This window comes from Ruminococcus sp. RTP21484sp1_RTP21277st1_D2_RTP21277_210401 (assembly GCF_040924225.1).
GTDB classification, from domain to species: Bacteria; Bacillota; Clostridia; order Lachnospirales; family Lachnospiraceae; genus Blautia_A; species Blautia_A faecis.
In genome coordinates, this window is the sequence record NZ_JBCOMJ010000026.1 from 22374 (window position 1) to 35399 (window position 13026).

9 protein-coding genes are annotated in these 13026 nt (G+C 43.2%); 1 reads left to right on the plus strand and 8 read right to left on the minus strand.

All coding sequences use genetic code 11. The features are described 5' to 3' along the window. Window positions 1-42 precede the first annotated feature (42 nt). The 3 genes from AB5706_RS16180 to AB5706_RS16190 are packed head-to-tail and all read right to left on the minus strand — an operon-like array spanning window position 43 to window position 3758. Window positions 43-1302, minus strand: a complete 1260-nt coding sequence (locus AB5706_RS16180) for an ABC transporter substrate-binding protein (RefSeq protein WP_148461678.1) — start codon at window positions 1300-1302, stop codon at window positions 43-45. Then, entirely contained in the window at window positions 1286-2041 is a 756-nt protein-coding gene (locus tag AB5706_RS16185; RefSeq protein WP_204454386.1) for a response regulator transcription factor, read from the minus strand. The genes AB5706_RS16180 and AB5706_RS16185 overlap by 17 nt, the downstream gene beginning before the upstream one ends. Next, a complete protein-coding gene (locus AB5706_RS16190) occupies window positions 2016-3758 on the minus strand; it encodes a cache domain-containing sensor histidine kinase (protein ID WP_173771743.1) in 1743 nt (580 codons plus the stop codon). Before AB5706_RS16190 ends, AB5706_RS16185 begins: the two co-directional genes overlap by 26 nt. Window positions 3759-4017: 259 nt before the next feature. Here AB5706_RS16190 and nagB point away from each other — a divergent pair, with 259 nt between their 5' ends. After that, window positions 4018-4743, plus strand: coding sequence for a glucosamine-6-phosphate deaminase (gene nagB, locus AB5706_RS16195; RefSeq protein ID WP_368366193.1), 726 nt, complete (start codon window positions 4018-4020; stop codon window positions 4741-4743). A gap of 89 nt (window positions 4744-4832) precedes the next feature. On the opposite strand, the gene AB5706_RS16200 is transcribed toward nagB, so the two are convergent. From AB5706_RS16200 to AB5706_RS16220, 5 genes are all read right to left on the minus strand, one after another. Then, the gene (locus AB5706_RS16200; protein WP_368366194.1) at window positions 4833-6167 is read right to left on the minus strand and encodes an ATP-binding protein; all 1335 of its coding nucleotides are present in this window, start codon (window positions 6165-6167) and stop codon (window positions 4833-4835) included. Beyond that, entirely contained in the window at window positions 6164-6850 is a 687-nt protein-coding gene (locus tag AB5706_RS16205) for a response regulator transcription factor (protein WP_187565460.1), read from the minus strand. The genes AB5706_RS16200 and AB5706_RS16205 overlap by 4 nt, the downstream gene beginning before the upstream one ends. A 297-nt stretch (window positions 6851-7147) precedes the next feature. Further along, window positions 7148-8917: a Na/Pi cotransporter family protein gene (locus tag AB5706_RS16210; RefSeq protein ID WP_148461683.1), complete on the minus strand. Its 1770-nt coding sequence runs from the start codon at window positions 8915-8917 to the stop codon at window positions 7148-7150. Window positions 8918-9275: 358 nt separating this feature from the next. Then, the gene (gene greA, locus AB5706_RS16215) at window positions 9276-9776 is read right to left on the minus strand and encodes a transcription elongation factor GreA (protein WP_148461684.1); all 501 of its coding nucleotides are present in this window, start codon (window positions 9774-9776) and stop codon (window positions 9276-9278) included. 131 nt (window positions 9777-9907) lie between these two features. Continuing rightward, on the minus strand, window positions 9908-12787 hold the full coding sequence (locus AB5706_RS16220; protein ID WP_368366197.1) for an NYN domain-containing protein: 2880 nt from the start codon (window positions 12785-12787) through the stop codon (window positions 9908-9910). Between the last annotated feature and the right edge of the window lie 239 nt (window positions 12788-13026).

Below are 13026 nucleotides of genomic sequence, written 5' to 3' on the forward strand. Positions count from 1 at the left end.
AATATTTACCTGACGGCAATATTTTCCTTATCTTTATTTTCCCTATTTATCTATTTTCATTTCACCCAGCTGCCGGGTAAAAGCTTCCGGTGAAATTTTACCGGTAAGCTCTCTGAAAATGTTTTCTGTAAAATAGGCTTTCTGTTCATAAGTCCACAGATTATCCGGAACTTCAATTTTATCCTCTGCACTTAATACCAGGGAAGCAGCCTGAAACAGCCGCGGCATTTCCTTCTCGTAAGAATCCAGAACTACCTGCTTATTCGCCGGAATCTGCTCTGTTTCCTCCAAAATCCGCGTCTGCACCTTCTTGCTTAGCATATATTTCAGGAACCGGATGGAAGCCTCCTCTTTCTGTTCGTTTCCACTTTTTCCAAGCACATAACCAAAACAGGCAGATTCGCAAGACAGCTTCTTCCCGGATGTAGTTGGAAGCAGTGCATACTTGGCATTAATGTTTTCGGAAATCATGGAAGCGCCCCATACGCCATTCACATATATGGCAAGCTTTCCTTCATTGAACAATCTGGTCTCATCCAAATAACTGTATTCTGCATTTTCGGAGGTGGAATATACATAAATTTCCTGCAGCCGTTTCAATACCTCTGAAATTGTACCGATATCGTTTCTGTCCTTTTCTGTACCTTCTTCCAGAAGCATATGATCCATAAAATAAAGATAGCCCTCCGGAGATGTCTGAAGCGAAGCAATTTCATTATTCTCACGTTCCGACCATTTCCAGATTTTGTAGCACATACCGCGAAAAGCATCCCAGGTCCTGGGAATTTCCTTTACGCCAGCTGCGTGCAGAATATCTTCATTATACCAATAACCACCACTTAAGGACAAAACATCTGACACTGTAAACAGCTCCCCTTCTTCTGTGGTCCAATAGTTCAGATTGGTCTGGGAAATATTGGAGGCAAACTCTTCATCTTTTTTCACATAGGGCATAATATCCAGCGCCATATCATTTTCTACAATAAAATCATAGGTTGTATTCTGTCCCATACCGCTGAAGGTAATCACATCCGGCATATCTCCCACCATGATCATGTCCTCCACCTTACGCAACATTTCCTTTCTTCCTGGCATGGAGATCAGCTGCACCTCAATGTCCGGATTCTCCTTCTGAAATCCATCGTAAATATCCCTCATAGCTACATGATCTTCACCTGTTCCACCCCATGCATGAATCATTGTGATAGTTACAGGCTCTTTTTCTTCTTTCCCGCAGCCTCCAAGGATCAGACTCCCTGCTATTCCGATACTAAAGAAAAGGCCTCTAATTTTTCTCTTCATGTTGTTCTCTTTTCCTGAATTCTTTTGGTGATACCCCGGTTATCTTTTTAAACATTTTTGAGAAATAACCAGCATCTTCCACTCCTACCGCTTCTGAAATCTCATAAGTCTTCATCTCTGTATTCTGCAGATATTCTTTTGCCTTTTCCACCCTTTTCATTAAAATCTCATCAAACAGATTCACACCTGTTTTATTCTTATAATAACGGCTGAGATAGCTGCGGTTCACATGCAGGGTATCTGCAATATCATCCAGCGTGATCTTTTTGCGAAAATTTTCTTCCAGATACTGTTCAATCTGATCAAGCAGTGATTCCGGTTCTTCTGCCTTCGTATGCTCCTGGATTTCGATCTCCTTTTTCAGTCTGGATAGCTTTCCAATTGCTTTTTCCACTGCCAGTGGAAGTTCGTCTATAATGGAAATCTTAAGCACATACTCACATACACTGTATTTAATGGCACGTTTGGCATACTCAAAATCTGAATATGCGGTAAGGATGATCACCTGGGTTTCCGGGCAGGTTTCGTATACATATTTACATACTTCTAATCCGTCAACACCAGGCATCTGTATATCTGTGATCACAATGTCCGGCATTTCTTCCCGGATCTTCTCCAATAGTTCCTGTCCATCACTGACTACGCTCTCCAAAGAACAGTCCATTTTTTCCCAATTTATCAGTTTCTGCAAAGCCTCTCTGATGTATCCTTCATCATCGGCTGCTACCACTTTCCACATAATTTCCACCTCTTTCAATTGGAACTGCAATTTCTATTTCCGTTCCCTTTCCCGGTTCGCTCCAGACCTGAAACTTGTAATAATCTCCATACAGGATCCGGAGCATTTTCTTTGTATTTTCCCAGCCCACATGGGTATGAGGAGTTTTTTCTTTATTTTCCTCTGCCTTCGTCTGATTCCGACAAACGCCTACTCCATCATCTTTTACCCAGATGTAGAGCATTTCCCTTTCATATAAAAGGACCTGCAGATTTCCTTTTCCACGCTTTGGTTCCAAACCATGCGAAACTGCATTTTCCACCAGTGGCTCAATAAGAAGACGGGGAATCAGATCTTCGCCGATTTTTTCATCTTCAAGCTTCACCTCATAAGACAGTTTATCCTGGTAACGGCTTTTCTGCAGATATAAATAAAACTGAACTATTTCTAGTTCCTCTTTTACCTTTATCTTAATCTCTTTTTCCCGGAATATCTTACCCTGCATCAGTCTGGAAAAAGCATTCAGTCCATCGTAAACTTCTTCGTTTCCAGCCATTTTCGCTTTCAGACTCAGCATGGCCAGAATATTAAACTGGAAATGCGGATTTATCTGGGACTGCAGATATTTTACCTGAGACCTGGCTGCCACAATTTCTTTTTCGTAAACCTGAGTGATCAGATATTCAATCCTGTCTGCCATCTCATTAAACACGATTCCCATGTCATGAAATTCCTGAATAGAGGAATCTTCCATTCTGGCATTCAGATCCGGTTTTCCAAAAGCCTGTATACTTTGGATCATCCTGGTAACCGGTTTGGTGAAACGGTAGCTGATAGCATATGCAACCAGAAATGCAATTCCCAGTACCACAATAAGGCCCACAAGAACGATAAAAAGAGTGGGCTTCAAAATAGAAAAAATATTCCCATACCCTACTGAGATCACTGTACGTACTCCAAATCCACAGGAATTTCCATAACCAATCACCTTCGTACCCGCCAGGTCTTTTGTTCCATTCCATGAATTCTCAGAGGTCTGCAGCTTTTTCACCAGCTCCTGAGCTCCTTCTGAGGCAAGCAGCTGATCGTTTTTATCCAGGACAGCCCATCCTCCATTATGATACAGCTGTACCGTTTCCAGAACTTTCGCTACCGCACTCTGACTGATCTGCACGACTCCGATTCCTTTTTCCCTCATATTTTCATCATAAATTCTAAAAAAAATATTTAATTCATCTTTATCAGACAAACAGGCGTACTGGTCACTGGTACTTTTAAATTCCTGCTGCATGTTTTCGTATTTTCGCTTCTGTTCTCTCCCGGCAGCCAGTGTGGTGGCATAATAGTGCTCATAAATACATTCATTCCCATTATTAAACAGATAAATTCCAGTAACAAAAGGAAGCTGACGTTCCACCATATTCCGCTCTGAAAAAAGCTCCATGCTGTAAGAAAGCTGTGGTTCTATTTCCTCCAGGTCGTATTCTTCTTTCTGAAAAAAGTCATCCAGTACCGTATTATGACGTATGGCGATCACACTATCCTCAATAAACTGCATATGAGCCTCATACTGCTGACTGGTATATCGAAGTACATATTCAATATCTTCCTGTGTTTTCTGAAAGAAGAAAGAGAAAAAGACATAGAAAACAGCTGCACATACAGACAGTAAAGTACATACAGAGGTCAGTATCATCAGAAATGTAAGTTCCCTTTTCAGAGTGTAGTTTTTTTTCATTTTATTTATCCCCAGGGTAAATTTCTATATTATAAATTCATTATAGGAAAAGCTTTCGAAACTTGCAATCAGTTTTCACCAAAAAAAGCAATAAAAAGCAGAAATATTTATAGCATTTCACCTAAATATAGGGTATACTGTTATTGTCTGAAAGAACAAGGGCAGGGTTTTTATATGACAGCATTCTGATAATGCCGTTATTTTTTTGCACCTTGTTAAAGTGATCATACTCACTTATTGACAAAGAAGGAGAGGTAAAATGAAAGTAATTAAAGTTAAGAATTATGAAGAGCTGAGCCGTACTGCAGCTACCATTATCGCCGGTGTTATTTTGTCCAAACCGGATTGTATCCTTGGACTTGCTACCGGTTCTTCCCCGGTAGGTACCTACGATCAGCTGGCTGCTATGTATGAAGAGGGAATACTGGATTTTTCCCATGTAAAATCTGTGAACCTGGACGAATATGTAGGGCTGGACGGATCCAATGATCAGAGCTACCGTTACTTCATGAACAAGAACCTGTTCAGCAGAGTCAATATTGATATTAAGAATACCTATGTTCCGGACGGAACCAATCCGGACACAGAGGTCTGCTGCGAAGCTTATAATACACTGCTTAAGAATATAGGAGCTGCAGACCTTCAGCTTCTTGGAATAGGACCTAATGGCCACATTGGATTTAATGAACCAGACGATCATTTCCAGGCTGGCACACACTGTGTAGATCTTACAGAGGCTACCATCCAGGCGAATAAGCGCTTTTTTGCAAGCGAGGAGGATGTACCGCGCAAGGCAATTTCTATGGGAACCGGCAATATTATGAGCGCAAAGACCATTCTTCTTGTAGCTAACGGCAAAAACAAAGCCACGGCTCTCGCCGCTGCGATCAAAGGACCTGTTACCCCACAGTGCCCGGCTTCCATCCTTCAGTTCCATCCCAATGCAATTATTGTGGCAGATGAGGATGCACTGAGCGAACTGTAATTTAAAAAAAGGAGCTGCTTCAATATGTTCCAAAAAGGCTTTCTGCAAGCTGTATGTCACAATTTGCAGAAAGCCTTTTTCAACACACTCTAAAAAAGCAGCTCCATTTTTGTACCTTTTCCAAGATCGCTGTCCACATTGATCTGGGCATGATGTAAGGTTGCCCCATGCTTTACAATGGACAGTCCAAGACCAGTTCCTCCGGTCTGCCGTGAATGACTTTTGTCCACACGGTAAAATCTCTCAAATATTCTTTTCTGTTCAGATTTCGGGATTCCGATTCCATCATCCTCTACCCGGTAAAAAGGATGGTCCCCTTTTCTGCCTACATAAATATGAATGTGTCCTCCCGGATTGGTGTAACGGACAGCATTGTCCGCAATATTGTACAGCATTTCATATAAAACATGCCGAACTCCCTGAATGTTGATCGGAATACCGCAATAATCCAGCGAAATATTTTTCTTTTCCGCATGATCCCGGAGATTGTTTACCACATCCTTTGCCAGCTCATCAAGCTCCACACTTTCCATGGAGACCACTGCATCCTGCTGTTCATCCAGACGCGACAGCTGAATAATATCTGCCACCAGATTTCCCAGGCGATTGGCCTCCTTATAAATTCGTCCTGAAAAATCGGCAATATTCTCCGGTCTCACCATTCCATTCATCATCAGCTCCGCATAACCGGAAATGGACATCAGAGGTGTCTTTAACTCATGGGAAACATTTGCAGAGAATTCCCTTCTCACAGCCTCTGTCTTCTTCAACTCCTCCAGCTGGCTTGCAATCTGCTTATTCTGCTGATCCACCCGCATCAACAAAGGACGGAGTTCTTCGTAGCATACATTCGAAAGAGGATGCTCCAGATCCAGGTTGTTCACCGGCTCGATCAGACTCTTTGTCTGCCTTTGCACCAGAACGATCTCTACCAGAATGATTAACAGCATCAAAAGTCCCAGCCAGATAAAACTGCTAAGCAACGTATGGAACACACTGTCTGTTGTTTTTGCCAGGCGGAGAATTCTGCCATCATTCAGCTTTACTGCATAATAAAAGGTCTGGTGCGACAGGGTTTCCGAATAACGAACGATTTCTCCCTGTCCATTTTTCATAGCCTGGACAAATTCCGGACGGCTGCTGTGGTTTGGAAGCTTTGAAGCCTCTGCCTCATTATCATAGAGCACATTTCCCTCTGAATCGGTGAGCGTAATACGAGTATCTGTGGTTTTTCCCACATTTCCGCTTAAATATGCTTCTCCAACTTCTTCTATCCCCACTTTTACATATTCTGCTTCATCCCGTACACCCTTTTTCATGGTACTATTATACTTATCATACATCACAAAGCTGGCAGCTATAAAGGTAAGGATAACCGTGAGAATGATCATCACACTGGTATGACTTAGGATTTTCTTTTTCATCCCTGAGTGCCTCCTTTATCTGCCATTCTGTAACCTACGCCGCGGACAGTTTCGATCAGTCTTCCAGTATCCCCAAGCTTCTGCCGCAGGGTCCGCACATGTACATCCACAGTTCTGGTTTCCCCGTCAAAATCATAGCCCCATATATGGCACAAAATCTGGTCACGGGTCATAACGATTCCTCTGTTTTCCATAAGATACAGAAGAAGTTCAAATTCCTTGCGGGTAAGCTCCACAGGCTGATCATCACAGTATACCTGATGACGGCCCGGGAAAATACGAAGTTCCTCACAGCTAAACTCTCTGTCATCTCCGTGACGGCTGCTGCGCCTGAGCACAGCCTTCACCCTGGCTATAAATTCCATCATTCCAAAGGGCTTGGTAATATAATCGTCTGCACCGGCTTCCAGGGCACGGACCTTATCAAATTCTGCTTCCTTGGCAGTTACCATAATGATTGGAATATCTCTTGTTCCAGAGGATTTCTTCAGTTTTTCCAGAATGGAATATCCGTCCTCTCCAGGAAGCATAATATCAAGAAGAATCAGCTCTGGTTCCTCTTCTGCGAGGGCTTTCCACAATTCCTGGGAGTCTTCTAAACCCCTTGCATGAAATCCGGTCGTCTCTAATGTATATACTAAAAGATCACGGATGTTGTTATCATCTTCAACACAAAAAATCATTTTTTAGTATTCTCCTCCCATGTCTTACCTATTTTTTACATTACCTGTAAATCATCATTATTTCTTAGTATACGTACTTTTTTCCCCTTATACAAGTGCACAACTGTAAAGTCACGGTAAAAAGCAGGAAAACAGGTTACCGTTCACGACCTGGCCAGTGACACGCTTCGCGATGCACAGAAATCATGCATTCGCATGTTTTCGCGCCGCAAAAATTATATTACCAGTCGCTGCCTCCGGAAATAATTCTCACAGGAATTTTTTCAGAGCAGCAACTGGCAACATCTACTCTCCCGGTTACGGAAGCATATAGTTCACACGGGCAACCTCCAGTTCGTGATGGAAATGTTCTCCCGGTGCATTTTTTACAGTGTCAAGGTGACTGTGGGTATCATAAAGATCCTCATGCACCTGAGTCACACAGACTCCGATATTGGAACAATGATCTGCAATTCTCTCCAGGCTGGTTGTAATATCAGAAAGCACAAATCCCATCTCTATTGTACATTCTCCGGCACGAAGACGATTTACATGGCGTCTTTTCAGCTCACGGCTGAGCTCATCGATCACCTCTTCCAGAGGCTCAATTTCTTCGGCCGCTCTCATGTCCTGGTTTGCAAAAACACTATACGCTTTTTCCACAATATCAGACACGGCTTTTTCCATAATGTGAAGTTCCTGCACTGCCTTGTCTGAAAAGCGGGCATTTTTTTCTGAAATTTCCTTTGCAGATTTCATAATGCTAAGGGCGTGGTCGGAAATACGTTCAAAATCTCCGATACAGTGAAGCATAATGGACAAGCTGTGGCTGTCTTCCAGAGAAAGATCTTTCTGATTTAACTTGATCAGATAGGTTCCCAGTTCGTCCTCATAGCGGTCAACCTTTGCTTCAATCTTTTCCACACGGAAAGCTGTCTCCTCCTGGAAATCATCCAGCAAGCCAAAGGAAAGGTTCAAAGCGGTTTTGGACTGCTCTGCCATTTTCCTGGCAGCTGTTTTGCTCTGCTCAATAGCAATACCAGGATTGCTGAGAAAACGGGACTCCAGGATCATAAACTCCTGATCTTCTGCGGAAATAACTTTCTCTTCTTTTGTATCACGGACAGTTGCACATGCCATTTTTACAAGCATATCTCCAAATGGAAGAAGTACAAGTGTTGCAATGATGTTAAAGGCACTGTGGATCACTGCAATGCCGGCAGGACCTGCCACTTCTTCAATGAAAGAGAAATGTAAAAATCCATTCAGCACATAGAATACAACCATAAATGTAACAGTTCCTACAATATTGAAGTACAGATGAACGATTGCTGCACGTTTTGCATTCTTAGTAGCACCGATTGAAGAAAGCATTGCTGTAATACAGGTTCCAATATTCTGTCCCATGATAATCGGAAGCGCTGCTCCGTAACGGACTGCACCAGTTACACAAAGCGCCTGGAGAATACCAACGGAAGCAGATGAAGACTGAATAACAGCAGTCAGAAGTGCGCCGGCCAACACGCCTAAAACAGGGTTGGAGAATTTCAGAAGGATGTTTGTAAATTCCGGTACCTCTGCCAGAGGTTTTACGGCACCGCTCATGGTATTCATACCGAACATCAGCACTGCGAAACCAACCAGAATGTTTCCAATATCTTTCTTCTTTTCATCATGAAGGAAGACAATAAAAACAACTCCGATCAATGCCAGAATCGGTGAAAATGAGTTTGGGTTCAAAAGTCTTACAAAGAAATTGGAGCTTTCAATTCCTGCCAGGCTGAGAATCCATGCGGTAACAGTAGTACCGATATTTGCGCCCATAATAAAGCCAACAGCCTGGGACAGATGCATGATTCCCGAGTTTACGAAGCCGACTACCATAACTGTGGTTGCCGATGAAGACTGAATGATTGCAGTAACTGCTGCACCAACCAAAACTGCTTTCACACGGTTAGATGAAAGGTTTTCCAGAATCTTTTCCAGTTTACCGCCGGAAAGCTTTTCCAGACCGTCTCCCATTACCTGCATTCCATAAAGGAACATCGCCAGTCCGCCGACTAATGTCAGAATGCTAAAAAAATCCATTACGTTTCCTCTCCTTTTTTTATCCTTTTAAAAGTTTATTGGGTTCTTAATTTCTTTTGTTTACAAAACCAATATAAGTGGGCTATGTAAAGTTTCGGGTGAGAAGAATGTTAAATATATGTAAAATACTTTACAATCTTGGATTTTCTTATACAGGAAAAATGTAAAGCCAGGCTGTTGAAAATGTAAAATATTTGTTTGATAGTTGATTTTACTGTATTTTCCAAATTTTACATTCAAAAAATCCCACAGGAAACATGAAGAATAATTTTACAATTATCACTGCATATCTCATGCGGGATTTTTATATAATACGTGTAATGATTCCGTATCTTCACTGTTACACGCTCTAATACTTTTAAAATCCTCGGATTTCCTCTTCCTCTGAATGGGTTTTATCGATGGAGCGGATTTCCAGAAAATAACTGTAATTGTCATTTACCTTTACTTCCACTCTGTCGCCAATCTTATGTCCTTTCAGTGCCATGCCAATCGGAGAGTCAATACTGATTCTGTTCTCCATGGAATTTCCCCGGATGGAAGTAACAAGCTTATATTTCTCAATCTCGTCATCTTCCTCAAAATAAACTTCTACAATGTCATCCATTCCAACCTCGTCACTGCAGGATTTATCAGAAACGATGGTTGCTGTTTTTAACATATTCTCCAGATAGCGGATGCGACTCTCGTTCTGATTCTTATGACGCTTGGCAGCGTAGTATTCAAAATTCTCACTTAAATCGCCCTGGGCACGTGCTTCCTTTACTGCCTCAATTGCCTCTTTGCGGACAACAAGCTTACGGTGCTCAATCTCCTGTTCAATTTTCTCTACGTCTTTTTTGGTGAGCTTCTCTCTCATTTTTATACATCTCCTTTATAGCTGCAACACCACTTTGCACACCACCTTAACAGATGGCAAAGAGTTTGTCAAATTGCCAATGGAAAACATTAATTCCAATAATGCTATTGTTCACTCCATGAACAGAAACCCTATAATTTCTTTTTCCCTAGCCGGACTTCTTCCATCAGCTTTGCTGTCTCCGCATCCGCATGATCAAAAAGATAGGTATGACTGGACTGGCGGTGCTGATGCCATTCCTGGCGGAGCTGCTTTCTGGTCTCTTCGATTTCTTCTTTCAGACCTCTTGCGGAAATACGGTTGGCGCCCTGACCCATAATGATAATCTGTTCCAGTCCGTCTGAAGTAGCAACCGTTACCTGATGCTGTCTGCCGATTTTGTGGACTGTTTTTTCAATATATTGATCGGCAGTCTCCGCTTCTTTTGTGTAAACCACATGAATATTGTGATAAGTAAGCACTTCCTCCTGGTGTCCCTCCACCTTGTAAGCATCAAATACAAGAATCAAAGTACATTTCTTATATCCCTGATAATTACTTAAAATATCCATCAGCTTCGTCTGTGCTGCACGGACATCCGCATCTGCCAGTTCTTTCAGCTCCGGCCAGGCAAAAATAATGTTGTAACCATCCACAAGAAGGTATTCTTCCTGGTCTTTTTTTACAGAAGAACTGCTGCCAGAATAAGATAGGGCACTTACCACTTTTTTATAAGAAGACACGCGGTCTCTTTTCACCGGACCAAAGGTACGCTCAAAAATGGCCTGAAGTTCTTTGTCATCCTCATAGCTTCCACGGTAGGCAGATTCCGGCGGCTGGTAACCGCTTCCCGCACGGCTTCCACTTCCAGATGTATTTCTGGCAGTTCCTGTACTGCCAGCTCCACTGCGTGCTGAATTTCTGGCACTTTGAGCAGTATCGTCTCCACTTGCAGGATTCCCAGAGCCTGACGCAGCATCTTCCCAGTCTTCCTCGCTGAGATTATCCTCAAACTCTGCCGTAATCCCAGTATCCAGGTGCATATACTCTTCCACTTCATACCATGGCACCACAAATCCGGCTCCATGGGCACAAAATACAGACCCGGTAGGATTATCCAGATCCCGCTCAGAATCGTAGCCGATCTGTTCCACGATCTCATCCTTATTTTTACAGGGCTCATATCCTTTTAAACTGCAGAACAGCCTTCCCATTCCCCTTGTATAAGAAACTACTTCTTTCTGGTAATCGCGCATAGTCGAAACAGGCGCTTTCCCCTTCAAAATAGCGGTATTTTCCTCTGTCTCCATAGGAAGAAGAGTTCCCTGCATTTTCTTGATATCATTCATTGCACGGCCAACAACCTCCACCGGCACTTCCAGCCGAAATTCATAGTAAGGCTCCAGCAGAACATTCTGTGCTTTCTTAAGTCCCTGACGGATAGCCCGATAAGTAGCCTGACGGAAATCTCCGCCTTCTGTGTGTTTCTGGTGGGCCCGTCCGGTAAGCAGGGTAATCTGCATATCTGTGATCGGTGCACCAGTCAGCACTCCTCTGTGTTCCTTTTCTTCCAGATGGGTAAGGATCAACCTCTGCCAGTTCCGGTCCAGCACATCCTCACTGCAGGCTGTAAAAAACTGCATTCCGCTTCCTTGATCCCCTGGTTCCAGAAGAAGGTGAACTTCCGCATAATGGCGCAAAGGCTCAAAATGTCCCACACCTTCCACAGATGCCGCAATGGTTTCTTTATATACAATATTTCCCGTTCCAAAATCCACAGCCACATGGAACCGCTCCCAGATCAGCCTTTTCAGGATCTCAATCTGCACATCTCCCATGAGCATGGCGTGGATTTCTCCCAGCTGCTCGTCCCACACAATATGAAGCTGGGGATCTTCCTCTTCCAGTTCTCTCAGCTTCTTCAGCATCTGATGCACATCGCAGCCTTCCGGCAAAATAATCTGATAGTTCAGTACCGGCTCCAGTACTGGCATATTGGAATTCTCTGTCACGCCAAGTCCCTGTCCTGGAAAAGTATGGGAAAGACCTGTCACTGCGCACACGGTTCCCGCGGGCACTTCTTTCACCAATTCAAATCTGGCGCCAGAGTAAATCCGGATCTGGTCTGCCTTTTCCTCCCATACTTCCTCTCCTGCAGCCACATTTCCCTTGCTGGTAATAAGAAGTTCTTTTACTCTCAGTGCCCCGCCTGTAATCTTCATATAGGAAAGACGGTTTCCCTGATCGTCTCTGGCGATCTTATAAACCTTCGCGCCGAAAGCCTCAGGATATACCGGACATCTGGTGTACCTGTCCAGTCCGCGGATCAGCTTCTCCACCCCTTCCATTCTCAGTGCAGAGCCAAAATAGCATGGAAAAACCTTTCGATCTGCGATCAGACCGGTAATCTCTCTCCTGGATACTTCTCCTGTTTCCAGATATTTTTCCAGCAGTTCCTCGTCACACATAGCAAGACTCTCCAGAAATTCTTCTGAAAATTTATTTTCCATCAAATTCTGCTGTTCTTTTTCACCAGCCGGTAATTCCGGTTCCAAATCTCCATCAGCATTTTCATTTTCTGAAAAATCCATGCAGTTCTCATTCAGCCTTTTTTTCAATTCGGTCAAAAGAGCATCGTGGTCCGTTCCATCCTGATCCATTTTGTTCACAAAAATAAATGTGGGGATCTGGTACCGCTCAAGCAATTTCCATAAAGTCACCGTATGTCCCTGCACACCATCTGCACCGTTAATCAAAAGCACTGCATAGTCCAGAACCTGCAAGGTACGTTCCATCTCTGCAGAAAAATCCACATGCCCAGGCGTATCCAGAATGGTAACTCTTGTTTCCGGGAATTCCAGCACTGCCTGCTTGGAAAAAATCGTGATTCCCCGCTCGCGCTCAAGGGGAGAGGTATCCAGATATGCATCCTTGTGATCCACTCTTCCAAGCTTTCGTATCTTGCCGCTTAAATATAAAAGTGCTTCTGACAATGTAGTTTTTCCTGCATCTACATGAGCCAGCAGCCCCATACAAATATTTTTCTTTATTTTCTCTGACTGTTCACCCACGAAAACGCCTCCTGTTGTAAAAATCTCTTGTTTCAGTATATCACAACAGAAGGCGCCAGTCGAGACACAGGTGTTTATTTCATTATTTTCAATAAATCACCTTATGGTTACTGTCCACTGGCAATATTCCGCCAGGTGTTTTTACTATGCAAGTCCCGGACAGCAGCAATGAATAAACCATGCCTGCTTGATTGAATTCA